The sequence below is a fragment of the Kitasatospora sp. NPDC051984 genome (genome assembly GCF_044593455.1).
GTDB lineage: Bacteria > Actinomycetota > Actinomycetes > Streptomycetales > Streptomycetaceae > Kitasatospora.
The window spans coordinates 208,586-233,611 of record NZ_JBIUCB010000003.1; the positions used below are offsets into that span (position 1 = coordinate 208,586).

General features: G+C 73.6%; 19 protein-coding genes and 3 pseudogenes. 7 read left to right on the forward strand and 15 right to left on the reverse strand.

Translation table 11 applies throughout. The annotated features are described in order from the left end of the window. Window positions 1-57 precede the first annotated feature (57 nt). Window positions 58-1,257, reverse strand: coding sequence for a M64 family metallopeptidase (locus ACIHEI_RS07530; protein ID WP_396606191.1), 1,200 nt, complete (start codon window positions 1,255-1,257; stop codon window positions 58-60). A 288-nt stretch (window positions 1,258-1,545) separates the two neighbouring features. Here ACIHEI_RS07530 and ACIHEI_RS07535 point away from each other — a divergent pair, with 288 nt between their 5' ends. Next, a complete protein-coding gene (locus ACIHEI_RS07535) occupies window positions 1,546-1,839 on the forward strand; it encodes a helix-turn-helix domain-containing protein (RefSeq protein ID WP_387639725.1) in 294 nt (97 codons plus the stop codon). A gap of 61 nt (window positions 1,840-1,900) precedes the next feature. Here ACIHEI_RS07535 and ACIHEI_RS07540 read toward each other — a convergent pair whose 3' ends face one another. The 3 genes from ACIHEI_RS07540 to pdhA are packed head-to-tail and all read right to left on the reverse strand — an operon-like array spanning window position 1,901 to window position 5,464. Next, window positions 1,901-3,328: a dihydrolipoamide acetyltransferase family protein gene (locus ACIHEI_RS07540; protein WP_396606001.1), complete on the reverse strand. Its 1,428-nt coding sequence runs from the start codon at window positions 3,326-3,328 to the stop codon at window positions 1,901-1,903. A gap of 13 nt (window positions 3,329-3,341) precedes the next feature. Further along, entirely contained in the window at window positions 3,342-4,316 is a 975-nt protein-coding gene (locus tag ACIHEI_RS07545) for an alpha-ketoacid dehydrogenase subunit beta (protein WP_387639730.1), read from the reverse strand. Then, complete coding sequence (pdhA, locus tag ACIHEI_RS07550; RefSeq protein WP_387639732.1) at window positions 4,316-5,464, reverse strand: pyruvate dehydrogenase (acetyl-transferring) E1 component subunit alpha; 1,149 nt, start codon at window positions 5,462-5,464, stop codon at window positions 4,316-4,318. Before pdhA ends, ACIHEI_RS07545 begins: the two co-directional genes overlap by 1 nt. 311 nt (window positions 5,465-5,775) lie before the next feature. Here pdhA and ACIHEI_RS07555 point away from each other — a divergent pair, with 311 nt between their 5' ends. Both ACIHEI_RS07555 and ACIHEI_RS07560 read left to right on the forward strand, forming a co-directional pair. Beyond that, a complete protein-coding gene (locus ACIHEI_RS07555) occupies window positions 5,776-6,435 on the forward strand; it encodes a response regulator (RefSeq protein ID WP_392948803.1) in 660 nt (219 codons plus the stop codon). A 58-nt stretch (window positions 6,436-6,493) separates the two neighbouring features. Continuing rightward, on the forward strand, window positions 6,494-7,582 hold the full coding sequence (locus ACIHEI_RS07560) for a phosphotransferase enzyme family protein (protein ID WP_396606002.1): 1,089 nt from the start codon (window positions 6,494-6,496) through the stop codon (window positions 7,580-7,582). Between the two features lie 22 nt (window positions 7,583-7,604). On the opposite strand, the gene ACIHEI_RS07565 is transcribed toward ACIHEI_RS07560, so the two are convergent. The 5 genes and pseudogenes from ACIHEI_RS07565 to ACIHEI_RS07585 form a co-directional block, all read right to left on the reverse strand. After that, window positions 7,605-9,275 carry a protein kinase gene (locus ACIHEI_RS07565; protein ID WP_396606003.1) on the reverse strand — a complete coding sequence of 557 codons (1,671 nt, stop codon included), beginning with the start codon at window positions 9,273-9,275 and terminating at the stop codon, window positions 7,605-7,607. Between the two features lie 201 nt (window positions 9,276-9,476). Beyond that, a pseudogene (locus tag ACIHEI_RS07570) lies at window positions 9,477-10,799 on the reverse strand (protein kinase); the annotation flags it as partial. Between the two features lie 89 nt (window positions 10,800-10,888). Next, on the reverse strand, window positions 10,889-11,500 hold the full coding sequence (locus ACIHEI_RS07575) for a bacterial proteasome activator family protein (RefSeq protein WP_387639740.1): 612 nt from the start codon (window positions 11,498-11,500) through the stop codon (window positions 10,889-10,891). Window positions 11,501-11,588: 88 nt separating this feature from the next. After that, window positions 11,589-12,635 (reverse strand): hypothetical protein, encoded by a 1,047-nt coding sequence (locus ACIHEI_RS07580; protein WP_396606004.1) that lies wholly within the window; start codon window positions 12,633-12,635, stop codon window positions 11,589-11,591. A 118-nt stretch (window positions 12,636-12,753) separates the two neighbouring features. Continuing rightward, window positions 12,754-13,722 carry an NAD(P)H-quinone oxidoreductase gene (locus ACIHEI_RS07585; RefSeq protein WP_396606005.1) on the reverse strand — a complete coding sequence of 323 codons (969 nt, stop codon included), beginning with the start codon at window positions 13,720-13,722 and terminating at the stop codon, window positions 12,754-12,756. 151 nt (window positions 13,723-13,873) lie between these two features. Between ACIHEI_RS07585 and ACIHEI_RS07590 the strand changes: the two genes are divergently transcribed. Next, window positions 13,874-14,980 carry a potassium channel family protein gene (locus tag ACIHEI_RS07590; RefSeq protein ID WP_387639748.1) on the forward strand — a complete coding sequence of 369 codons (1,107 nt, stop codon included), beginning with the start codon at window positions 13,874-13,876 and terminating at the stop codon, window positions 14,978-14,980. A gap of 44 nt (window positions 14,981-15,024) precedes the next feature. On the opposite strand, the gene ACIHEI_RS07595 is transcribed toward ACIHEI_RS07590, so the two are convergent. From ACIHEI_RS07595 to ACIHEI_RS07610, 4 genes and pseudogenes are all read right to left on the reverse strand, one after another. Next, window positions 15,025-16,227: a molybdopterin molybdotransferase MoeA gene (locus tag ACIHEI_RS07595; protein ID WP_396606192.1), complete on the reverse strand. Its 1,203-nt coding sequence runs from the start codon at window positions 16,225-16,227 to the stop codon at window positions 15,025-15,027. Window positions 16,228-16,250: 23 nt separating this feature from the next. Next, a pseudogene (locus tag ACIHEI_RS07600) lies at window positions 16,251-16,508 on the reverse strand (DUF6457 domain-containing protein); the annotation flags it as partial. 182 nt (window positions 16,509-16,690) lie between these two features. Next, window positions 16,691-17,320 (reverse strand): annotated as a pseudogene (locus ACIHEI_RS07605) (molybdenum cofactor guanylyltransferase); the annotation flags it as partial. Further along, on the reverse strand, window positions 17,280-18,260 hold the full coding sequence (locus ACIHEI_RS07610; protein ID WP_392948789.1) for an MBL fold metallo-hydrolase: 981 nt from the start codon (window positions 18,258-18,260) through the stop codon (window positions 17,280-17,282). The gene ACIHEI_RS07610 and the pseudogene ACIHEI_RS07605, both read right to left, overlap by 41 nt. Before the next feature lie 212 nt (window positions 18,261-18,472). On the opposite strand from ACIHEI_RS07610, the gene manA reads away from it, so the two are divergent. Further along, complete coding sequence (gene manA, locus ACIHEI_RS07615; RefSeq protein WP_396606193.1) at window positions 18,473-19,666, forward strand: mannose-6-phosphate isomerase, class I; 1,194 nt, start codon at window positions 18,473-18,475, stop codon at window positions 19,664-19,666. Here manA and ACIHEI_RS07620 read toward each other — a convergent pair. After that, window positions 19,663-20,223: an HD domain-containing protein gene (locus tag ACIHEI_RS07620; protein ID WP_396606006.1), complete on the reverse strand. Its 561-nt coding sequence runs from the start codon at window positions 20,221-20,223 to the stop codon at window positions 19,663-19,665. The genes manA and ACIHEI_RS07620 overlap by 4 nt on opposite strands. A 103-nt stretch (window positions 20,224-20,326) precedes the next feature. On the opposite strand from ACIHEI_RS07620, the gene ACIHEI_RS07625 reads away from it, so the two are divergent. Next, window positions 20,327-21,538, forward strand: coding sequence for a GNAT family N-acetyltransferase (locus ACIHEI_RS07625; protein ID WP_396606007.1), 1,212 nt, complete (start codon window positions 20,327-20,329; stop codon window positions 21,536-21,538). Between the two features lie 34 nt (window positions 21,539-21,572). Here the strand turns inward: ACIHEI_RS07625 and dnaB are convergent, their stop codons facing one another. Continuing rightward, window positions 21,573-23,081, reverse strand: a complete 1,509-nt coding sequence (gene dnaB / locus ACIHEI_RS07630; RefSeq protein WP_387861096.1) for a replicative DNA helicase — start codon at window positions 23,079-23,081, stop codon at window positions 21,573-21,575. A gap of 584 nt (window positions 23,082-23,665) precedes the next feature. Here dnaB and ACIHEI_RS07635 point away from each other — a divergent pair. Then, the gene (locus tag ACIHEI_RS07635) at window positions 23,666-25,012 is read left to right on the forward strand and encodes an MATE family efflux transporter (RefSeq protein ID WP_387639758.1); all 1,347 of its coding nucleotides are present in this window, start codon (window positions 23,666-23,668) and stop codon (window positions 25,010-25,012) included. Window positions 25,013-25,026: the final 14 nt, after the last annotated feature.

A 25,026-nucleotide genomic window follows, 5' to 3' on the forward strand; every position in this document is an offset into this window, starting at 1 on the left:
TCACCTGACCTTTTGGTCAGGGTACGAACCTGGCGGGAACCCGCCGCGCGGCTCCGCTCAGTCGGTGATCGTCCAGTTCACCGTCCGGGTCATGTACTGGGCGCGGAACGCCTCGTCGCGCACCCAGTCGGTGGTGTCCTGGACGGTCGCGGTGACGGTGTGCCGGTGACCGGGCGTCAGCGCGAGCGCGCCGGTGTCCAGCCAGGTGCCGTCCGCGGTGCCGGCGTCCACCGGCTTCCCGTCCAGCGACCAGGTGATCTGCAACTGGCGCGGGCCGGTCAGGGCCAGCGGCCGCACGTGCAGTTTGGGCCGGCCGGTCACCTGCCCGGCGGCCGGTTCGGGGTCGTCGGTGGGCTTCACCCGGCGGTACAGCTGCTCGATGATCGCCTCCCGGGACGGCAGGTTGTACGTACCGCCGAGGGTGCGCATCACCGAGTCCTCGGTCGGCCGGTACAGCCCGTTCGCGCTGCGGAAGGCGCCCACCGGGCCGCCGCCGTCCGGGGAGACCGCGCCCAGCCAGCGCCACCACTTGACCTTCTCGCGCGCCATCTCCTCGGCGTCCACCTGGGAGAGGTTCGGGTAGTCCGGGTCGCTCGGGGCGGTGTCGTACTCGTCACCCAGCAGGCCGACGGTGTGGCCGATCTCGTGCTGGATGATCCGCCCGGCGTCCGGGCTGCCGCCGGCCAGCGTGGTCACCCCGGTGCCGCCGGCCCCGCCGTACTCGGTCGAGTTGGCCAGCGCTATCAGGTACTGCGGGCCCTCGCCCTGCCCGGCCCAGCGGGCGGTGGCGTCCTCGTCCGCGCACAGCAGGCGGGCGGTGCCCTCGCACCAGAAGTGCATGCCCAGCGGGGTGACGGGCGACTTCCCGGCGCTCTCGCTCTCGGCTATCCCCGACACCGGGGACACCACGTCCACCCGCCGTATGTTGAACAACCCCTGGTAGGTGCGGAACGGCTCGATGTCCAGCAGCGCGTGCCAGGCCCGGTCCGCCTGCTCGTGGAACAGCTGCAGCTGGGCCTCCGTGTAGCCGTCGCCCAGCAGCACCAGGGTGATCCGGTTGGCCGGATCACCGGAGGTCCGCAGGTCCACGGCCGGCGCGCCGGGCGCCCGCAGGTCGGGACGGGCGGCAGGCGGGGCGGCCCGGTCCGGGCCCGGCAGCGGCGGGCCGATGACGGTGGACGGCGAGGGTGAGGCCAGCTCCACCACGACGGGCAGCACGGCGGCGGCGGCCAGCACCAGAGCGGCCGCGGAACGCATCACGGGGCCGGGAGCACCAGGCGGCATACGCGGGAATCCTCGCTGCGACGACACCCGGCCTGACTGCGCGGGTGGCTGGTCGCACAGACGTACCCATCGCGGTCCCCGGCCCGGCGCGGGCGGCGCGAAACTCCCTCGGGCGGCGTAATGCACGGCGCGCCCCGGGAGGGCCTCGAAAATCACCGGAGAATCACCGGAGGAGAACGATCGGGGCAGTCAATTCCATATGCCCGCAGCGGAGTTGGAAACCGCGAACGATCCGCCGCCGGGCGGGATACCCTGCCGAACGTGAACCACCTGGGGGGAAAGGCGACGGACATGGAGATCGGGCCGGACACGGACCCACGCGGGGCATTCGGACAGGCCCTGCGGACACTTCGGCAGGGGGCCCGGCTCACCCAGCAGGAGCTGGCCGTCAAGGCGGGCCTGGGCATCCGCACGCTGTCCGACCTGGAACGCGGCACCGCCGGCCCGCGCCCGGCCACCGCCGCACTGCTGTCCGCCGCACTCGGCCTGGACCGGCCGGGCACCGAGGCCTTCCACACCCTGGCGCACGCCGCCTGGCGGACCGCCAGAGGCTAGGGTCCCTGAAAAACCGCCGGCCCCGCTCCGCGAACGGAACGGGGCCGGCGGCCGGGGCGGATCAGCCCCAGGTGATCAGGCGCTTCGGGTACTCCAGGATCGCGGCGACGTCCGCCAGCACCTTGGAGCCGAGCTCGCCGTCCACCATCCGGTGGTCGAAGGACAGCGCCAGCGTGGTGACCTGGCGCGGCACCACCTTGCCCTTGTGCACCCACGGCAGATCCCGCACCGCGCCGAAGGCCAGGATGGCGGCCTCGCCGGGGTTGAGGATCGGGGTGCCGGTGTCGACGCCGAACACGCCGACGTTGGTGATGGTGACGCTGCCGCCGGACATGTCCGCCGGGGAGGTCTTGCCCTGCCGCGCGGTCTCCACCAGCTCGCCGAGCGAGACGGCCAGCTGGGAGAGGGTCTTGGCGCCGGCGTCCTTGATGTTCGGGACGATCAGCCCGCGCGGGGTGGCCGCGGCGATGCCGAGGTTCACCGCGCCCCTGATCACGATCTCCTGGGCGGCCTCGTCCCAGCTGGCGTTGATCTCCGGGTGCCGCTTGATCGCGGTGAGCAGCGCCTTGGCGACCAGCAGCAGCGGGCTGACCCGCACCCCGGCGCCGAGTTCGCCGCTCTCCTTGAGCTTGCGCACCAGCTTCATCGTCCGGGTCACGTCGACCTGGACGAACTCGGTGACGTGCGGCGCGGTGAACGCCGAGGCCACCATCGCCTGCGCGGTGGCCTTGCGGACGCCCTTGACCGGGACCCGGACGTCCCCGGAGGCGGTCGCCACTGGGAGGGCAGCCTGCTCGGCGACCGGCTCGGTCACCGGCGCGGCGGCCGGCTCGACGACCGTCTGGGCGGCGGTGGCGGCGGCGTGCACGTCCTCGCGGGTGACCACGCCGTTCGGGCCGGTGGGCCGCACGGTGCGCAGGTCGATGCCGAGGTCCTTGGCGAGCTTGCGCACCGGCGGCTTGGCCAGCGGGCGCTCGCCCTCCGCCACGACGACCGCCGGAGCGACCGGGGCGGCCGGAGCGACGGGCGCGGGGGCAGCAACCGGAGCGGGGGCCGCGACCGGAGCCGCCGGGGCGGCGGCAGGCGCCGCGCCGTTGGTGCGGCGGGCCCGGCGCTGCACCGAACCGGTGCGCGGGCCGTAGCCGACCAGCACCTCGCGGCGCTCGGGCTCGGTCTCCGCGGCGGGCGCGGCAGCGGCGGCCGGAGCGGGAGCGGCCTCGGCCGGGGCGGCCCCGGCGACGGCCACCGCGATGATCGCGGTGCCGACGTCGACGGTGGCGCCCGCCGGGAAGTGCAGCGCCTCGACCACGCCGGTGAACGGGATCGGCAGCTCGACCGCGGCCTTGGCGGTCTCCACCTCGCAGACGACCTGCCCGTCGGTGACGGTGTCGCCCGGCTTGACGTACCAGGTGAGGATCTCGGCCTCGGTGAGTCCCTCGCCCACGTCGGGCATCTTGAACTCGCGGAGCGCGGTGGTTCCGTTGGTCATCTTCGTTCCCCGCTCAGTACGCGAGCGCGCGGTCGACGGCGTCGAGCACACGGTCGAGGTCGGGCAGGTAGGTCTCCTCGACCCGCGACGGCGGGTACGGGGCGTGGTAGCCGCCGACCCGCAGGATCGGCGCCTCCAGGTGGTAGAAGCAGCGCTCGGTGAGCCGGGCGGCGAGCTCCGCGCCCAGGCCGAGGAAGACCGGGGCCTCGTGCACGACGATGCCGCGGCCGGTGCGCTTGAGGGACTCCTCCAGGGTGGGGAAGTCGATCGGCGACAGCGAGCGCAGGTCGACGACCTCCAGCTGGCGGCCGTCCTCCTCGGCGGCCTTCGCGGCCTCCTGGCAGACCTTCACCATCGGCCCGTAGGCGATCAGCGTGGCGTCGGTGCCGGGCCGGACGATGCGCGCCGAGTGCAGCGGCAGCATCGGGTCCTCGCCGACCTCGCCCTTGTCCCAGTAGCGGCGCTTGGGCTCCAGGAAGATCACCGGGTCGTCCGACTCGATGGCCTGGCGCAGCATCCAGTGCGCGTCGTGCGCGTTGGACGGGCTGACCACCCGCAGGCCGGCGGTGTGCGCGAAGTACGCCTCGTGCGACTCGCTGTGGTGTTCCACCGCGCCGATGCCGCCGCCGAACGGGATGCGGACGGTGACCGGCATCTTGACGTGGCCGAGCGCGCGGGCGTGCATCTTGGCGAGCTGGGAGACGATCTGGTCGAAGGCCGGGTACACGAAGCCGTCGAACTGGATCTCCACCACCGGGCGGTAGCCGCGCAGCGCGAGGCCGATGGCGGTGCCCACGATGCCGGACTCGGCGAGCGGGGTGTCGATCACCCGGTCGTCGCCGAAGTCCTTCTGCAGGCCGTCGGTAATTCGGAAGACGCCGCCGAGCTTTCCGATGTCCTCGCCCATCAGGACGGTCTTCGGGTCGCTCTCCAGCGACTTGCGGAGCGCGTCGTTGAGCGCCTTGGCAATGCTGAGCTGACCGGCCATCAGTGGTGCTCCCCACCCTCGAAGGAGGCGGCGTACGCCTCGTACTCGGCGCGTTCCTCGTCCACCAGCGGGTGCTGCTCGGTGTAGACGTGGTCGAAGATCAGGGTCGGGTCCGGGTCCGGCATCGAGCGGACGCCCTCACGGACGCGCAGGCCCAGCTTCTCGCTCTCGGCCTCGACCTCGGCGAAGAACGCCTCGTCGGCGAGGCCCTCCTTCTCCAGGTGGGCCTTCAGCCGCAGGATCGGGTCCTTGGCCTTCCAGGACTCGGTCTCCTCGGTCTGCCGGTAGCGGGTCGGGTCGTCGGAGGTGGTGTGCGCGCCCATCCGGTAGGTGAACGCCTCGACCAGCACCGGGCCCTGGCCGGTACGGGCGTGGTCCAGCGCCCAGCGGGTGACCGCGAGGCAGGCCAGCACGTCGTTGCCGTCGACCCGGACGCCGGGGAAGCCGAAGCCGGAGGCGCGGCGGTACAGCGGGATGCGGGTCTGCACGGTGGTGGGCTCGGAGATCGCCCACTGGTTGTTCTGGCAGAAGAACACCACCGGCGAGTTGTAGACCGAGGCGAAGGTGAAGGCCTCGTTGACGTCGCCCTGGCTGGAGGCGCCGTCGCCGAAGTAGGCGATCACCGCGTCGTCCGCGCCGTCCTTGGTGATGCCCATCGCGTAGCCGGTGGCGTGCAGGGTCTGCGCGCCGATCACGATGGTGTAGAGGTGGAAGTTCTTCTCGTTCGGGTCCCAGCCGCCGTTGTTCACGCCGCGGAACATGCCGAGCAGGTTCAGCGGGTCGACGTCGCGGCACCAGGCCACGCCGTGCTCACGGTAGGTGGGGAAGGCGTAGTCGCCGGGGCGCATCGCCCGGCCGGAGCCGACCTGGGCGGCTTCCTGGCCCAGCAGCGAGGCCCACAGGCCGAGTTCACCCTGCCGCTGGAGTGAGGTGGCCTCGGCGTCGAAACGCCGCACCAGTACCAGGTCCCGGTAGAGCGCCCGCAGCTCCTCGGGTGTCACGGTGAGCGGGAAGTCCGGGTGCTCGACCCGGTCGCCCTCCGGGGTGAGCAGCTGGACGAGCTCCGGTGCTGCGGAGCCGGCACTGGCTTTGTCAGGGACGCCGGGGGCGGCCTTCTTGCGCGCCCTCGCCGTGCTTTTGACGGTCACGTTCACTCCCTCGGTCTGTCCGGCCGCCCGGGGTCGCCAGGTGGCCGGTCCGGTCGCCCTCCCGGCTCGCGCGCGTGGGTGTGCGCGCAGTACGGGCAGGCGGTGTTCCCTTTCCGACGGCGTCCCTCACGAGAACGTTACCCAGCGGCACCCCTTGGCGCTCTTGCGCTAGGACGTCCTAGTTGTTCTCCGGTGGGGAAACCGCCGCTGTGACGCGGCTAACCTCCCGGTCAGGACACCAGCGCACGGTATCCGGGCGCGGCCCGCTGCGAAAGGGGGTAACGCCCATCGATTTGTGCGAGGCTTTGCAAATGACTGATAACGGACATATCAGGGTATTTCTCCTCGATGATCACGAAGTGGTCCGTCGAGGCGTGCACGAGCTCCTCTCGATCGAGGGCGACATCGAGGTGGTCGGCGAGGCCGGCACGGCCGCCGAGGCGCTCAACCGGATTCCGGTGGTCCACCCCGATGTGGCGGTGCTGGATGTCCGACTTCCCGACGGAAACGGGGTCGAGGTGTGCCGGGAGATCCGCTCCCGGTACCCGTCGGTGAAATGCCTGATGCTCACCTCCTTCTCCGACGACGAGGCGCTGTTCGACTCGATCATGGCGGGGGCCTCCGGATATGTCCTGAAAGCGATCCGCGGCACCGACCTGCTCTCCGCGGTCCGCGACGTCGCGGCCGGCAAATCCCTGCTCGACCCGGTCGCCACCAGCCGGGTGCTGGCCCGGCTGCGCGACGGTGGCGAGAAGGAGGACGAACGAATCGCGCAGTTGACGAAACAGGAGCGCCGCATCCTCGATCTGATCGGCGAGGGGATGACGAATCGGCAGATCGGCAATGAGCTGCACCTGGCCGAGAAAACCGTAAAAAACTACGTCAGCAGCCTGCTGGCGAAGATGGGCATGGAGCGCCGGACCCAGGTCGCCGCGTACGTCGCGCGCCGCCGGACGGACCCGCAGCACTGAGATCACGCCGAACACGGTGTGTCAAGTCGCTATCACGCCGAGTAATACGCTCTGCTCCGTGACGTACGGTCAGACCATCTCCCTCGCGCCGGCCCGCCCGGACGCCACCGCCCCTCCCATCGGCACTCTCAGCCCCCCGGTGGCGCACGCCGCCGTGGCCGGGGTCCTGCGCTCCTACCGCACCGCGCCGCCCGGCGCGGTGGTGCCGGTGGCGGAAGGACTGCTCAACCGCGGCTACCGGATCGCTGCCGCCGACGGCGCCGAATACTTCCTGAAGTGCTACGTCGACCGGGCCACCGCCCACAAGCCCGCGATCCTCCGCCAGCACCGCGCCACCGCCGGCCTGGCCGCGCTCGGCCTCCCGGTACCGCCGCCGCTCACCAACCGGGACGGCCGGACCGTCACCGCGTACGGCGGCCGGCTGTTCGCGCTCTACCCGTGGGTGCCCGGCAGCCACCGGCACGGCACCGAACTCGAACCCGCCCGGTGCGGCGAACTCGGCACCCTGCTGGGAGCACTGCACGGCGCACTCCACGAGGTCTGCGCCCCCCTGCGGCAGCCGGACCGGGTGCTGAGCGCCGAGGTCCAGGAGACCGAGCGGATCGTCCTCGAGCTGCGCGACCAGGCCCGCGCCCACCGCCCCTACGGGCCGTTCGACCGGCTTGCCGAGCAGCGCCTGACCGAGCGGCTGGACCTGCTCGCCACGCACCGGCACCGCCGCCCCGGCCCGACCGCCGCACCGCCCACCGGCTGGACCCACGGCGACTTCCACGGCCTGAACCTGCTCCACCGGGGCGACGCCGTCAGCGCCGTCCTGGACTGGGACAAGCTCGCCCCGCACCCGGTCGCCGAGGAGGCGGTACGGGCCGCCACGCTGCTGTTCAACGACCGCACCACCGGCGTCCTCGACCTGGTCCGGGTCCGGCACTGGGCCCGCGCCTACCGGGCCACCGGCGCCGCAGACGCCGAACAGGTCGCCGCCGCGGTCCACCGGGTCTGGTGGGAGCGGCTGAACGACCTGTGGATGCTGCAGTGGCACTACCAGCGCCGCGACCACCGGGCCGACCCGCTCTTCCCGGCCTCCGCCGGGCAGCTCACCTGGTGGTGCCAGGACTACGAGCAGGTCATGGACGCGTTCGCCAACTGACCTGCCGCGCCCCGTCCTCCGCTCAGCCCGTCAGCTGCGCCCCGGTGCCCGGGCTGGTGCTCGGCTTGGGCACCGACGGGGCGCTGGAGCTCGGGCTGGCCGGCGGCGAGCTCTTGTCGCCGGACGCACTCGCCGAGGGCGACGGCTTCGTCGAGTGCGAGGGGCTGGCCGAGGCGGACGCGGACGCGCTGGCGGAGGCGGAGGCGCTGGCCGAGGGCGACCAGCTCGGCTGCTCGGTCTGGCGGCCGGTGCCCTGGCTGCGGGTCGGCGGGGCGCTGGTGGGGTGCTCCGACTGCTCGCCGGGGGACGGGGTGCTGGTGGAGTGCACCGGCGTCTTCGAGTCCTGGTCCGTGGACTTGTGGTTGCCCCCGTTCGCGGTCAGCGCCAGCGCCACCCCGATGGTGGCGGCCAGCACCAGGGCGACCGCGCCCAGTACCAGGCCCCACGGGTTGCGGCGGCGCCGCTCCTCCACGTCCTCGCCGCCGTGGTCCCCGCCGCCGACGGCCGGGTACGCGCGGGCGGGCGTCTGGTAGCCCGAGGCCATCGGGTACGGCAGCGCCTCGGTCCGGGCGGCAGGGTCACCGAGGGCGCCGAGCACCGTGGTCGGCGCGGACGAGCCGCCCGGCGGGGTGCTGTCCCAGTCGCCGGCCCCGAGGACCGCCGTCTCGGCCGGGTAGCCCCCGGCGGCCGCGCCGTGCAGCTGCCGCAGCGCGTGCTGCACGTGGGCGCGGAACTCGTCGGCGCTCTGGAACCGGTCGTCCGGGTTCTTCTCCAGCGCCCGAAGCACCAGCGCGTCCAGCTGCGGTGGCACCCGGTCGTTCACCCGGGACGGCGGCACCGGCGCGTCCTGGACGTGCTGGTACACCACCGACAGCGGGGTCTCGCCGACGAACGGCGGCCGCAGGGTGAGCAGTTCGTACAGCATGCAGCCGGCCGCGTACAGGTCGGAGCGGTGGTCGACGGCCTTGCCGAGGGCCTGCTCCGGCGACAGGTACTGCGGAGTGCCCATCACCATGCCGGTCTGCGTCATGGTGGTGGCCGCGCCGGTCAGCGCGCGGGCGATGCCGAAGTCCATCACCTTGACGGCGCCGCCGTTGGTGATGATGACGTTGGCGGGCTTGATGTCCCGGTGCACGATCCCGTGCTGGTGGCTGTACGCCAGCGCCTCCAGCACTCCGGCGGTGATGATCAGCGCCTGGTCGACCGGCGGCGCCTCCTCGTCCACCAGCAGCTCGCGCACTGTGCGGCCCTCGACCAGCTCCATCACGATGTACGGGGTGGACTCCCCGCCGTGGTGCTCCTCGCCGGTGTCGTAGACCGCCACGATCGAGTGGTGGTTGAGCGCCGCCACCGAGTGTGCCTCACGGGTGAAGCGCAGCCGGGCGGTGTCGTCCTCGGCGAGTTCGGAGCGCAGCAGCTTGACCGCCACGGTGCGGCCCAGCCGGAGGTCCTGGGCGGCGAGCACCTCGGCCATGCCGCCGCGGCCCAGCCGGCCGGTCAGCCGGTAGCGGCCGTCACCGACGGTGGAGAGGGGAAGCGCGCCGCCCCGCCCGGAGGTGGCCGACCCGACCGGCAGTGCCTCGGTCGGTCCGGTGATCTCGGCGGCCCGGCCGTCGTCCTCGTCCCGCGCGTACTGCGCCGGAACGTCCCGCTGGTCCGCCCGGCCGTCGTCCGGTCGTTCGCTCTGACCCATCGCTCCTCGCCCCGGGCATTCGCTCGGCGCGCGTTCGCCCTGTCGGTTCCGTCCTCAGAACGCTACCGTCTCGCGCGCGCCGACGTGGCACGGGAGGGCCGGTGCGGGGCTCACAACGGACTCTGCGAGCCTGCTCCGAAGGGGAGTTCGAGCACGGAGCAGGGCCCGGGATCAGTAGGTCGAGGTGCTCGCTCCGGCCGCCGCGATCGACACGATGATGATCGCAAGGATGATCACACCGACAATCACACCGACCACGATCAGCGCGGTCGAACAGCCGTTGCTGTTGTTCGCCGGCGGCGGGTACGCCATCGGCATCGGCCCCGTCATCGGGCCCGGCATCGGCGGCCCGGCCATCGGCTGCGGGAACGGCGGCGGCGTGGTCTGCGGGAAACCCTGCTGGAAGTGCGGTTGCGGGAACGGCTGCGGCGTCTGCGGCGCCTGCGGGAACGGCGGCGGGGTCTGCGGGAACGGCTGCGGCGTCTGCCCGTACGGCGGCGGCGTCTGCGGCCCGGGCACCGGCTGGTACGGCTGCGGCGGCGGAGTGCCACCGTTCACCGGCGGGAAGTTGGTCAGCGACGGCGCGGCATGCACCGACCGCGGCCCCTCGCCGATCACCAGCGGAGTCGACGCCTGCAACGGCGTACCGCCCTGCTCCCCCGCCGCGACCCGCTCGACCTCCTCGCGCATCGCCTCCGCCGACGGGAACCGGTGCGCCGGGTCCTTGCGCAGCGCCTGCGCCACCAGCCCGTCCACCGCGGGCGTGACCGCCCCGTTCAGCGTGGACGGCGCAGGCGGGGTCTCCTGCACGTGCTTGTACGCGATCGAGAACGCCGAATCGCCGTCGAACGGCAGCTGCCCGCTGAGCAGCTCGAACAGCATGCAGCCCACCGAGTACAGGTCGGACCGGGCGTCCACGCTCTTGCCGAGCGCCTGCTCCGGCGACAGGTACTGCGGGGTACCGACCACCATGCCGGTCTGCGTCATCGACGTCACCCCGGACTGCAGGGCGCGCGCGATGCCGAAGTCCATCACCTTGACGACGCCCTTGGTGGACACCATCACGTTCGCCGGCTTGATGTCGCGGTGCACCAGCCCCTGGTCGTGCGAGGCCTCCAGCGCCGACAGCACCGCCGCGGTGATCTTCAGCGCCTGCTCGGTCGGCATCGCGCCGCGGGTGGTCACCTGCTCGTCCAGCACGTCCTTCAGCGAACGGCCCTCGACGAACTCCATGACGATGTACGGCGTCGCCGTCCCGTCCGGACCGACGTCCTCACCGGAGTCGAACACCGAGACGATGTTGGTGTGCTGAAGCCGGGCCACCGCCTGCGCCTCGCGCCGGAACCGCTCCTTGAACGAGGCCTCCCGGCCCAGCTCGGTGTGCAGCGTCTTCACCGCGACCTGACGGTCCAGCACCGTGTCGTACGCCAGATGAACGGCCGCCATGCCGCCCTGCCCGAGCAACCGCTGCAGCACATACCGGCCGTGGCCGAGCGAGTGGCCCTCGGTGGTGCCCTCAGTCATGGTCCCAGCTCCCCCTCGGCGCGCCGTACTTCCGGACAGGGGCCAGGGTAGCGGTTCGGGGCCGCGCCGCAGCGCGGCCCCCGAGACCGCTACAGGTAGGGGCCGGAACGCATACCGCGGCCGGGGACCGGCTCGTCCAAGTCCCCCTCCGCACCGTGCAGTCCCGGCGGAAGCGCCCGCCGCATCTGCTCCAGCTGCGCCCGCGCAGCCATCTGCTGGGCGAACAACGCGGTCTGGATGCCGTGGAACAGGCCCTCCAACCAGCCCACCAACTGCGCCTGGGCGATGCGCAGTTCGGCCTCGGTCGGGATGACGTCGTCGGCGAACGGCAGCGACAGCCGCTCCAGCTCCTCGACCAACTCCGGCGCCAGGCCCAGCTCCAGCTCCTTGATCGAGCTGGCGTGAATGTCCTTCAGCCGGGCCCGGCTCGCCTCGTCCAGAGGCGCCGCCCGCACCTCCTCCAGCAGCTGCTTGATCATGCTGCCGATCCGCATCACCTTCGCCGGCTGCTCGACCATCTCGGTCACCGGCAGCTCACGCGGCTCGTCGTCGTCGTCGCTCCGGCCGAGCCCGCCGACCGGCGCGGTGCCCACCGCCATGCCGTCCGGTCCGACGATCAGCACCTTCGGACTGTCCTCGGACTTCCCGCTCGACGCCTGGTGAGGCTCCTGCTGCGACCGCTCGTTCATCGGGTTGGTCATAGCTCCTTCATATGCTTCGTCCACCGCAGAGGTCAACGCACCTGGTATCCGGATCGTCCCACCCGGCGGCTACCCGCGTCGCACGGCATCACCGCCGGCGCAGCTTCATTCCGACCAGGCCGAGGCCCAGTCCGATCATGCCCAGTCCGACGCCCAGCGGCAGCTGATTCGCGGACTGATCCCCCGACCCGAGCGGCCCCACCGGCACCACCGGGCCCACCGGCGGCGCCCCGCCCGCGACCACCGAACCGTCCGCGCCCGCCCCGGCGCCCGGCTCCGCCGGGGGCTCGAGCACGTCCTCGTCGCGCCCCCCGGCCCCATCCGCCCCGCCCTGCGCACCCGCCCCGGGGGCGGCCTGCTGCCCGCCGTCCCCGCCCGGCGGGTCCGTCGACGGGTCCGGCTGCTTCGCGGCAGGGGTCGGGGCATGGACCGGGGCTTGGGTCGGAGCTTGGGCCGGGGCTTGGGTCGCGGCCTTGGGCGGGGTCGAAGCCGCGGCGTGGGCCGGGGCCGGGGCCGGGGGCATCACCGGCCGGTGGTGGTGCGCCCACCCGGGCCGGCCCGGCTCCGGGCTGCTCGTCGGGGCGCCGGGAGGCTCCTCGCGCGACGGCGACGGGGGCTCGGCCGAAGGTTCCGCAGACGGCGACGGCTCTGCGGCGGCGGACGGCGCCGCGGCGGGCATCGGTGTGCGGGACGGCGCGGCCGGTCCAACGGGCATGGGGGCGCGGCTCGGGGCGGGGCTCGGCGAGGCGGCGATCCGGGTCGCGCTCGGGACGGCGGGCACCGGGACCGGAACCGGCACGGGGACGGCCGGGGCGGTCGCGGATATCGCGCCGTCGGTCGGCGCCGCCGGCCGCACGGACTGCCCGGCCGCGACGGCCCGGGCGATCCGCTCCGCCGCCTGCCCGCGCGCGGCGTCGAACTCCGCCCGCGCCTGCTCCCTCGCGGCGTCCAGCCGCGCCTGGGTCTGCTCACGGGCATCACGGGCATCGGCCGCCGGATCGACGGCGAAGACGGGGGCGGCCAGCAGCAGCGGCAGCGCCAGGCCGGTCAGCGCCGCTCTGCGGAGCAGCACGCCGGGGCGGGCGGTGGGGGTGCGGCGCGGGGCCGGGGGCACGAGGCGGCGGCGAGCGAGCATCGAAAGCAGGTCCTCCCGACGGCCGTCCGCACCGAGGTGCGGACGGAGGCGGAACAGCTTCCCACCAGACTCACACACCCGGACATTACGGGCATTTCCGCCGCCTCGGGCCCCGGGTTCACACCTCCAGGACGACCTTTCCGACCTGGGTGCCGGCCTCGACCACGCGGTGCGCCTCGGCGGCGTCGGTGATCGGCAGAACCCGGTCCACCACGGGCCGGACCACGCCCGCCTCGACCAGCGGCCAGACGTGCTCGCGCACCGCCGCGACGATCGCCGCCTTCTCGGCGAGCGGCCGCCCGCGCAGGTTGGTGGCGACCACGGCGGCGCGCTTCGACAGCAGGGTGGCCAGGTTGAGCTCGGCCTTGATGCCGCCCTGCATGCCGATCACCACCAGCCGGCCGTTGACCGCGAGGGCGTCCACGTTCCGCTGCAGGTACTTCGCGCCCATGATGTCGAGGATGACGTCGGCCCCGCCGAGCGCGGCGATCTCGGCGACGAAGTCCTGCTTGTTGTAGTCGATCAGCACGTCCGCGCCGAGTTCGGCGCACCTGGCGAGCTTCTCCGGGCTGCCGGCGGTGACCGCGACCCGGGCACCGACCGCCTTGGCCAGCTGGATCGCCATGGTGCCGATGCCGCTCGCCCCGCCGTGCAGCAGCACCGTCTCGGCGGGGCGCAGGTGCGCGACCTGGAAGACGTTCGACCACACCGTGCAGGCCACCTCGGGCAGCGCGGCGGCCTCCGCCAGCGTCAACCCCTTCGGAACCGGCAGCAGTTGACCGACCGGCACGGCAACCTGCCGGGCGTAACCGCCGCCGGCCAGCAGCGCGCACACCTCGTCGCCGACCGACCAGCCGGCCACGCCGGGGCCGAGCGCGGCGATCCGGCCCGCGCACTCCAGCCCCGGGTAGGGCGAACTGCCGGGCGGCGGATCGTAGAAGCCCTGACGCTGCAGCAGATCGGCCCGGTTGACCGCGGTGGCGGCAACCTCGACCAGCACTTCGCCGGCCGCCGGAACGGGATCGGGCACCTCGGCCCAGACCAGTTGTTCGGGACCACCGGGCTCGGGAATCGTGATGGCTCGCATGGCCGCCACGCTACGCCTCCGCCTTTGGGGCACCCCTTCCCCCCGCCGTCAACCGGCAGTCCGTCAAGGGCCGGCACCGGCACTGGACAGGGTGGCGACACTCCGCCCCCGGGGTCGGTCGGTGACGTCCGCACCCCTCATTCTTGTGCCTGTGTCGAACTCCAACCCGCCCACCGACCCGGGTGCCCGGCCGTCCCGTCTGACGCTCAGTCGTTTCCGGGACCAGGGCGCCGAAGACACCGACCCCGCCCGCCGGATCGCCCTGCCCGCCCGCCGGACCCGCCCGCCGACGCGGCAGGTCGGCCGCCGCCTGCTGCTGGCCCTGGGCGTGCTGGTGGCGACCACGCTGATCGTCTACGCCGACCGCGGCGGCTACAACGACAACGCGAACAGCTCGGTCAGCTTCCTCGACGCGGCGTACTACGCCACCGTCACCCTCTCCACCACCGGCTACGGCGACATCACCCCGGTGAGCGACAGCGCCAGGCTGGTGAACATCTTCGTGATCACGCCGCTCCGCGTGGTCTTCCTGATCATCCTGGTCGGCACGACTCTCGAAGTGCTCACCGAACGCACCCGCCTGCAGTGGCGGATCGAACGCTGGAGGCACACCGTGCGGGACCACACCGTCGTCATCGGCTACGGCACCAAGGGCCGCAGCGCAGTGGACACCCTGCTCGGGCAGGGCGTCCCGAAGGACTCGATCGTGGTGGTCGACCCGCAGGCCCGGGCGATCGACCAGGCCACCCACGACGGCCTGGTCGGCGTGCTCGGCGACGCCACCCGCACCGCGACCCTGATGCGCGCCGAACTGCCCCGCGCCGCCCAGGTGGTGGTCGCCCCCGAACGCGACGACACCGCCGCACTCATCACCCTGACCGCCCGCCAGCTCAACCGCGGCGCCACCGTGGTCGCCGCCGTCCGCGAGGACGAGAACGCCCCCCTCCTCCGCCAGAGCGGCGCCGACGTCGTGGTCACCTCCTCCAGCTCGGCCGGCCGCCTGCTCGGCATGTCGATGCTCAGCCCCAACGCGGGCGCCGTCATGGAGGACCTGCTCACCTACGGCAACGGCCTGGACGTCGCCGAACGCCCCGTCACCAAGGCCGAAGCCGGCCTGAGCCCCCGCGAACTCCCCGACCTGGTGGTGGCCGTGGTCCGCGGCCGCCGGGTCCTCAACTACACCGAACCGGAGGCGGCCGTCCTCCAGCTCACCGACCGCCTGATCGTCATCAAGCCGGGCGCCCCCGTCCCGTCCTGACCCACCCGGTTCCACGGTTCCACGTGAAACATCCGCCCGGCCGGTCAGGGCAGCGGCAGCACCTCGGCGTGCTCCCCCGCCGCCAGGCCGCCGGGCGGGACCACGGCCAGGGCTTCCGCCCGGGCCAGGCCGCGCAGCATCGCCGGGCCGTCGTGCGGCAGTGGGGCGAGGCCGGACGGGGTGTGCCGGACGGGGTGCAGGCGGGTGTCCGTCGGGTGTCCGGGGAGCGCGGCGGCAAGCGGGCCGGTCGGGACGGCGGCAGTTCGTCCGGACAGGGCGTGCAGCAGCGGCAGCGCGAGCGTGACGGTGCCCGCGACGGCCGCCAGCGGATTGCCCGGCAGGCCCACCAGGTGCCGACCGCCCGGCAGCGCCGCCAGCAGCATGGGGTGCCCGGGCCGCACCGCCACCCCGTCCACCAGCAGGTGGCCGCCGGTGGCCTCGAGCGCGGCGTGCAGGAAGTCCACCGGCCCGGCGGCCGTCCCGCCGGTGGTGAGCACCAGGTCGGCCGGCGAGTGCCGGACCGCGTCCCGCAGCAGCCCGAAGTCGTCGCGGACGTGGCGGCTTCCCAGCAGTTCGGCCCCGGCGGCGGCCAGCCAGGGCGGCAGCAGCGGACCCAACGCGTCCCGCACCCGGCCCGGCGCGGGCAGCCCCGCCGTCAGCAACTCGTCGCCCAGCACCAGCAGTTCGACGGTCGGACGGCGGCGCACTGCCAGCAGGTCGTGCCCGGACGCGGCCGCCAGGCCGAGCACCGCCGGCGTCACCGGCAGCCCGGCGGGCAGCAGTTCCTCGCCCCGCCGGCACTCCTGCCCGCGCGGCCGGACGTCCTGGCCCGGGCCGACCTCGCCGCGCAACTGGGCCGTGCCGTCCGGGAGTTCGGCCACCCGCCCGCGCTCGCGGCGGAGCACCCCGGTGGCGCCGGACGGCAGCTGGGCGCCGGTGGCGATCACCACCGCCGCGCCGTCCGCCAGTGGGGCGCAGTCCTGGCCCGCCAGCACCCGGCCGGACAGCCGCCACGGCCCCGGCCCGGCCACCGCCCAGCCGTCCATCGCCGACGTGTCGAACGCGGGCAGGTCGGTGAGCGCGGCCAGCGGCTCGGCGAGGGTCCGCCCGGCCGCGACCGCCAGCGGCACCCGCTCCACCGGCAGCGGACGCGCCGCCGCCCACGCGGTACGCCGGGCCACCGGCCACGGGCACCCGCGCAAGGTGGCCGCACCCGGCGACAGCACCGGTTCGCCGACCGGATCCACCGTCCCGCTGCCCGCCCCGCCGTTCACCGCTCCGCCGGACCGTCCGTCTCGGCGGCCCAGCGCTCCGCCAGGGCCGTCGCCTTCGCCGACGCCTCGGCCACCGCCGCCGCCCCACCACCGTTCAGCGCCGCCGCGTACCCCACCAGGAACGCCGTCAACGGCGCCGCCGGGCGCTCCACCCCGTGCGCCACCACCCGGGTCATGTCCAACAGGCCCCGGACGTCCACCGCAAGGTCCAGCCCCAGCTCGGCCGCGGCCGCGGCCATCCACTCGTCCAATGTGCGCTCCATGACGCCCATGCTGCCCGATCCCGGCTGCCGCAGGCCGCTTCCCCCGGCAGCGCCACGCAGCGCACCTCCCGCCGCACCGACGACACCCGGTGCGCTGCGGCGGGCACCCGCACCTCGCCCGGGACATGCCCGGGTGCGCCGAGCGCCCGCCGGCCTCAGCGTTCCCCCGCCGCCCGCTGCCGGGCCGCCGCCAGCTCCTGCGGGGTGTCGCAGTCGAAGGACGCGCCCGCCGGGTCGGGCACCCGCACCAGGCGAAGGCCGCCGGTCAGGGCGCGCAGGGGGCGGCCGGCCGGGTCGGGCAGTGCGGCGAGCGTGCGCCGCAGCGCGGCGGTGCGGTAGGCGGCGGCCAGCGGCTGATCGCGGCCCTCGGCGTCCACCAGCAGGGCCCCGTCGGCGTCACCGAGGGCGGCCAGCAGCCGCTCCACCGTCGTGGTGTCCAGGAACGGCAGGTCGGCGGCCAGCAGCAGCACCAGTGGCGACGTCACCTCGGGCAGCGCGGTGGCCACCGCCGCCAGCGGGCCGCCGCCGGGCGGGTCCTCGCGCAGCCAGTGCACGCCGTGGTGCTCGGTGGGCCGCGACGGGCCGACCACCAGAACGTGCCGGGCCCCCGCGCAGGCCGTCAGCACCCGGTCCAGCAGCGGGCGGCCGCCGACCGTGAGGGCCGGCTTGTCCACGCCGCCGAGCCGCCGGCCCGCACCGCCTGCCGCCACCACCGCGTCGTACACCGCGTCGTCCTGCGTCACCCGGGCAGTATCGCCGCTGTCACCGCTCGTCGTCGCCCTCGGAGCCCGCGGCGCCCGCATCGTCCTCGTCGCTCTCCTCGACGATCTCCGCGTCGATGATGCCGTTCTCCTCCTGCCCGACCTCCGGCACCGCCGCGTCGACGCGGCCGACGTTCGCCGCCGCGCCGAGTTCCAGGATGGCCGGCAGGGTCAGGCCGCCGTAGCGCTCGTTCACCGCGTTGGCCAGTGCCTCCGCGTCCCGGGGGTGGTCGGCCAGGGCCTCGTCGAAGTCGCGCAGGTAGGTGGCGGTGAAGCCGAGTACCCGGTGTGCCGCGTCGTCCATGCCGGGGGCGCGGTGTCCGGCGATCACCCGGTCCACGGCCAGGTCGGCGATCCGGTTGAGGTTGTGCGACCACTGGCCGCGTGCCGCCGGGTCGGTGTCGGCCGTCCACACGTGGGTGCCGTTGTAGACGAAGTCGCCCGCGATGACGGTGTGGATGCTCGGCAGGTAGACCGCCGTGGAGCCGGCGCAGTCGGCCTGACCGAGCGGCAGCACCCGGATCAGCTGACCGTCGATCATCAGCGGCTGCGGCAGCAACGGGGCGGGCAGCAGCGGCTGGTCGGGGATGTCGTCGCCGTAGACCGGCTTCCACTGCGCGACCTTCGCCGCGGCGGTCCGCGCGATGCCGTCCACCACCGAGGGCGCGGCCAGCAGCTGCGCGGCGGGGAACAGCCGGAGCACCTCGTCCGCGCCGAAGTAGTGGTCGGGGTGCTGGTGGGTGACGACGATCGCCAGCAGCTGCCGACCCTTGCCGGCGATCCACTCCGCGAGTTGCCGGCCCGCGCTGCGGGTCAGCTGGGCGTCCACCAGGATCGCCGTGTGCTCGCCCATGATCAGGCTGGAGGTGGCGAAGAACGCGCTCTCCGGGCCGGTGAACACCTCGACCTCCAGCGGGCGGAAGGACGGCGCGGCACCCGCCCCACGGCCCTCGGCGTTCTCGTCGGGCGGTGACGCGGTCACGGTTGCTCCCCTGGTCGGTGTTCGGTGGCGGGACCGATCGGCCCGGTTACCGTCCACCCTCTCCCGGAACCCCCCTCCGACGCCGGGTAGGCACGCCCAGCAGAGTGATCACCTGGCACCATCGGACGGCCAACTGCGTCAGCTATTGTCGGTGGTCCTCGCGCACCGGCCACCGCAGCGCACGCATGTCCGCACGCATCTTGGAGTACTTGATGGACCGGCTCGACAACACCGTCCGCGACTACGCCTGGGGTTCGGCCACCGCCATCCCCGAACTGCTCGGCCGACCCGCCACCGGTGAGCCGCAGGCCGAACTGTGGATGGGCGCCCACCCCGGCGCACCCTCGGTGATCGACCGCGGCAACGGCCCGGTGCCGCTCGACCGGGTGATCGCCGCCGACCCGGCGGCCGAGCTGGGCGCCGCCGCCGTCGAGCAGTTCGGGCCGACGCTGCCGTTCCTGCTGAAGGTGCTGGCCGCCGCCACCCCGCTGTCCATCCAGGCCCACCCCACCCGCGCCGAGGCCCGGGCCGGCCACGCCGACGAGGAGCAGCGCGGCGTCCCCGTGAACGCGCCGCACCGCAACTACAAGGACGACAACCACAAGCCCGAACTGATTTGCGCGCTCAGCGAGTTCGAGGGCCTGTGCGGTTTCCGGGCGCCCGCCGACGCGGCCGACCTAATGGCCTCGCTGGAGGTGCCCGGGCTGGAGCCGCTGATCGACCTGCTGCGCACCAAGCCGGAGGCCGAGGCGCTGTCCGGCGCGCTCGCCGAGGCGCTCGCGCTGACGGACGAGCAGGGCCGGGCCACCGTGGACGCCGTGGCCCGCGCCGTCACCGCCGCCGCCCCGTCCGACCCGACGGGCGCGATGGCCGGCTACGCCTTCGCCGCCGCCGAGTACCCCGGCGACCGCGGCCTGGTCGCCGCCCTGCTGCTCAACTACGTCCGCCTGCAGCCCGGCGAGGCGCTCTACCTCGGCGCCGGCCTGCCGCACGCGTACCTGCGCGGTACCGGCGTGGAGATCATGGCCAACTCCGACAACGTGCTGCGCTGCGGGTTCACCCCGAAGCACGTGGACGTTCCCGAGCTGATGAAGGTGGTGGGCTTCGAGAGCGGCAGCCCCGAGATCCTCCGCCCCGAGCCCGGCGCGGACGGCGAGCGGCTCTACCCGGTGCCGATCGACGAGTTCCGGCTCTCCCGCTACGACCTCGCCGAGCAGCCCGCCGTGCTGCCCGGCGACGCCCCGCAGATCCTGCTCTGCACCGCCGGCACCGTCGAACTCGCCTCCGGCGCACAGACGTTGACGCTCCACCAGGGCGAGTCGGCGTTCCTGCCGGCGAACGGCGCCGAGACCACGCTGACCGGCCCGGGCGCGAGCGTCTTCCGCAGCACCGTCACGCTCGCTTAGGACGTCGGGAAGAGCGCCTGGTGGGCCAGGCGCTCTTCCGCACCGTCGCCGATCGCGGTGAGCAGTTCGTCCAGTGCGAGGAACTGCTCCCACCGCTCGCCACCGCCGGCCCGGACCAGGGCGGCGACCAGCAGGTCCTCCAGGTCCGGGACGCGCCTGTTCTTCCACACCTTGTCGGCCAGGGACACCAGCAGGTCCTCAACTCCGGTGTCCGGGCCCCACGTTGCGTGGCCGGCCGCGAAGCGGGCCAGCTCCGGGGCGACACCCGCCGCCAGCAGCAGCTCCCGTCCGGCCGGCTCGTGCGCCGATCCTGGGCCGGACAGCTCCGCGCGGTGCACGGCCTTCCCGATGTCGTGGGTGGCCGCGCCGAACAGCACCGCCGCCCGGTCGAACTCCAGCCCCGGGCAGTGCTCCGCCGACCAGTCCACCAGCCGCACCGCCACGTCGTGCACCAGCCGTAGGTGCGCCACCAGCCGCGGCGGCGCGGCCAACTCGGCCAGCAGCAGCGACACTTCGTCCGGCAGCGGGCACAGTCGCAGGTCGTCGTCGTCACTCACGGCGGGCGAGGCTACCAGTCGCAAATTCGCTTGACCCAACGGCAGGCCGCCGCTTGCACTTGGGCGGGCATCTGGCCGACAAGTGCGGGGAGGCAGCGCAGCCATGGAGATACGTTCCACCACCGAGAAGGACCTCGACGTCTTCGTCGACACCGTTTTCGCCGCGTTCGGGAAGCACCCGACAACGCCGGCCGAGGACGGCACCGGCGTCTGGTGGTCGGCACTCGAACCCGAACACGGGCTGCTCGCCGTCACCGAGGAGGGGCGGCCGGTCGGCACCTCGTGCGCGTACTCCTTCGAGCTGACGCTGCCCGGCGGGGCGACCGTGCCGGTGGCCGGCATCAGCTGCGTCGGCGTGCTGCCCACGCACCGGAGGCAGGGCGTGCTCACCGCGATGAAGCGCCGCCAGCTGGCCGACCTGCGCGAACGCGGCGAGATCATGTCGGTGCTGCTGGCCTCCGAGGCGGTGATCTACCGGCGGTTCGGCTACGGCCCCGCGACCTACACCCGGCGGCTGACCGTGCCCCGGCACCGCGCCGAGCTCACCCCGCCGCGGGCCGGCCAGGAGCCCACCGGCACCGTCGAACTGCTCCGGCTCAGCGACTGCCGCGAGCTGGTGGAGCAGATCTACGACCGCTACCGCCGCACCCAGCCCGGCGCGATCTCCCGCCCGCCCCGCTGGTGGGCCCGGAAGGCGGGCCACGCCCCGACCGGCCCGGACCAGCGCTGGATCGCCCTGCACCGGGACGCCGACGGCACCCCGGACGGGTACGCCAGCTACTCCCTCGACGACTCGCTCGCCATGCTGGTCGACGAGACCATCGCACTCGACGACGCCGCGTTCACCGCGCTGGCCCGCTGCCTGCTCGGCCACGACCTGGTCACCGACGTCGCCTTCCGGCACTTCCCGCCCGGCCACCCGCTGCGCTGGCAGCTGACCGACTTCAACGCCGGCACCATCAGCGGCGACACCGACTGGCTCTGGGTCCGGCTGCTCGACATCCCGCGCGCCCTCACCGCCCGCGCATGGTCCGCCGACGGCGAACTCGTCCTCGACGTCGACGACCCGTTCCTCGGCGAACACACCCGCCACCTGCTGACCGTCCGCGACGGCCGCGCCGAATGCACCCCCACCGACCGCGAGCCCGATCTCTCCATGGACATCAGCGACCTCGGCTCAATCTACCTCGGCGGCACCACCCCGACCACCCTCGTCCGAGCCGGCCACATCCGCGCCCACCACCCGACCGCCGCCACCCAGGCCGACGCCATGTTCCGCGCCGAACGCGAACCGCACTGCCTGCACTGGTTCTGACGGCGCGCCGCCCCGGGCAGGCCCCGACCGCCCGTCAGGTCACGTCGCGGGTCATGTCCACGAAGCGCGAGTAGTGACCCTGGAAGGCGACGGTGATGGTGGCGGTCGGGCCGTTACGGTGCTTGGCGACGATCAGGTCCGCCTCGCCGGCCCGCGGGGACTCCTTCTCGTAGGCGTCCTCGCGGTGCAGCAGGATGACCATGTCGGCGTCCTGCTCGATCGAGCCGGACTCACGCAGGTCGGAGACCATCGGCTTCTTGTCGGTGCGCTGTTCGGGGCCACGGTTCAGCTGGGACAGCGCGATCACCGGGATCTCCAGCTCCTTCGCCAGCAGCTTCAGGTTTCGGGACATGTCCGAGACCTCCTGCTGGCGGCTCTCGGCCCGCCGCGAGCCGCCGGCCTGCATCAGCTGGAGGTAGTCGATGACCACCAGCCGCAGGTCGTTGCGCTGCTTCAACCGGCGGCACTTGGCCCGGATCTCCATCATCGACAGGTTCGGCGAGTCGTCGATGTACAGCGGCGCCGCGCTGACCTCGGGCATCCGCCGCGCCACCCGCGTCCAGTCGTCGTCGGTCATGTTGCCGGACCGCATGTGGTGCAGGGCCACCCGCGCCTCCGCCGACAGCAGGCGCATGGCGATCTCGTTGCGGCCCATTTCGAGCGAGAAGATCACGCTCGGCAGGTTGTTGTGGATCGAGCAGGCGCGGGCGAAGTCCAGCGCGAGGGTGGACTTACCCATGGCGGGGCGGGCCGCGATGACGATCATCTGGCCGGGGTGGAGGCCGTTGGTGAGCTGGTCGAAGTCGGCGAAGCCGGTGGGGACGCCGGACATCTGGCCGGACCGGGAGCCGATCGCCTCGATCTCGTCGAGGGCGCCCTCCATGATGTCGGCCAGCGGCGCGTAGTCCTCGTTGGTGCGCTGTTCGGTGACGGCGTAGATCTCGGCCTGGGCCTGGTTGACGATGTCGTCGACGTCGCCCTCGGCGGCGTAGCCCATGCCGGCGATCCGGGTGCCGGCCTCGACCAGGCGACGCAGCACGGCGCGTTCGTGGACGATCTCGGCGTAGTACTCGGCGTTGGCCGCGGTCGGGACGGAGTTGACCAGGGTGTGCAGGTAGGACGCGCCGCCGACGCGGACCAGCTCGCCGCGCTTGGTGAGCTCGCCGGCCACGGTGATCGGGTCGGCGGGCTCGCCGCGGGCGTACAGGTCGAGGATCGCGCCGTGGATCAGCTCGTGGGCGGGCCGGTAGTAGTCGGCGGGCTTGAGCACCTCGACGACGTCGGCGATGGCGTCCTTGGAGAGCAGCATGCCGCCGAGCACGGACTGCTCCGCCGCCAGGTCCTGCGGGGGGACGCGCTCGAAGCCCTCGGCGCCGCCGAGGCCGGCCTCGCCGTCGCGGTCGCGCCGCTCGCCCTTGCCGGGGAAGCGGTCGCCCTTGCCGCCGCCGTCCCGGCGCTGGAAGCCCCCGCCGCCGCCCTGCCCGCCGGAGCCGCCGCCGGCGTTGTTCGAACGGCGGGTGGCGGGCAGGCGGTCGCCCGGCATGTCGGGGAAGGCGTCGAGCGGGAAGGCGTCGTCGGACGGCTGCCAGTCGTCCTCCGGGGGCGGAGGGGCGTCGTGGTCGTCGTACTGGGGGCCGGTCACGCGTGTTCCCCGATCAGCGGTTGGTGCGAGTTGGTGCGGGCCTGTCCGGTGCTGGCGCCCTGTCCTTCATACGCCACCGAGCGTCTTTCATACGCCACCGAGCCGACAGTTCCGGCTGTGTGCGGGGCGGTGTCGCGCGGCCACCGGGGTCTGGTCCGGAGCCACGGTACGGGGGGCCGGGCGGTTCCTCCAAGACGGTTATCCACAGGGCGTGTGGACAACTCTCCGCAGCCTGTGGAGAACCCCCGGAAAGCTGTGCACAACCCTGTGGACACCGCTGTGGATAACCACACGATCGCCCCGGTGTCAACTCGCTGACCTGCGATTACCTCATCCACTGCCTGTGCATGAGAAATTCTTCACACAGCCCGGGACGAGACCGCCCAGCTGTTCGATCTGCCGTTCGAGCCGCCGTCCGTCCACAGGCCCGGTAAGAGACAAAACCCACTAGCGATCATTACCTGTGGATGAGTAGGGTGGACACCATGCCAGCGACGCCCACCCGTCCCGCTCCTGCGGCCGAACCCCGCCGCCACGACCGCGAGATACTCGCCCTCGCCGTCCCGGCGTTCGGCGCGCTGGTCGCCGAACCGCTCTTCCTGATGGCCGACTCGGCGATCGTCGGCCACCTCGGCACCGCCCAGCTGGCCGGCCTCGGCATCGCCTCCGCCGCGCTCACCACCGCCGCCGGAATCTTCGTCTTCCTGGCCTACGCCACCACCGCCGCGGTCGCCCGCCGGATCGGCGCCGGCGACCGCCGGGCCGCCGTCCAGCAGGGCATCGACGGGATCTGGCTGGCCCTGATCCTCTCCGCCGGCATGGTCGTGCTCACGCTGGCCCTCGCCCCGCAGGCCGCCCAACTGCTCGGGGCCTCCCCCACCGCCCTCCCGTACGCCGTCACCTACCTGCGGATCAGCGCCCTCGGCGTGCCCGCGATGCTGCTGGTGCTGGCCGCCACCGGCGTGCTGCGCGGCTTCCAGGACACCCGCACCCCGCTGCTGGTGGCGATCGGCGGGTTCGGCGCCAACCTGCTGCTCAACCTGGTCCTGGTGTACGGCGCCGGCCTCGGGGTGGCCGGCTCCGCCTGGGGCACCGTGATCGCGCAGAACGCGATGGCCGCCGTGTACGTGGCCGTGGTGGTCCGCGGCGCCCGCCGGGAGGGTGCCGGGCTGCGGCCCGACCTGGCCGGCATCAAGGCCTCCGCCCGGGCCGGCGGCCCGCTGATGGTGCGCACCCTGAGCCTGCGCGCCGCCCTGCTGCTGGCCACCGCGGTGGCCGCGCGCCTGGGCGACGGCGAGATCGCGGCCCACCAGATCACCATGACCATCTGGTCGTTCATGGCCTTCGCGCTGGACGCCGTGGCGATCGCCGGGCAGGCCATCATCGGCCGCTACCTGGGCGCCGGCGACCTGCCGGGCACCCGGGCGGCGACCCGCCGGATGATCGAGTGGGGCGTCGGCGCGGGCCTGGTGCTGGGCCTGCTGATGGTGCTGGCCCGGCCGCTGTACATCCCGCTGTTCACCGACGACCCGACGGTCCGGGCGCAGCTGTCCACCGTGCTGCTGCTGGCGGCGCTGACCCAGCCGATCGGCGGCGTGGTGTTCGTGCTCGACGGCGTGCTGATGGGCGCCGGCGACGGCCGCTTCCTGGCCTGGGGGATGCTGGCCGCCCTGCTGCTGTTCGCCCCCGCCGCCCTCGCGGTACCGGCGCTGGGCCTGGGCCTGGCCGGGCTGTGGTGGGCGATGAACCTGTTCATGCTGGGCCGGGCCGCCGTCCTGACCGGCCGGCTCCGCACCGGCCGCTGGATGGTGACCGGCGCCGTCCGGGCGTGAACCCACGCAGGCAC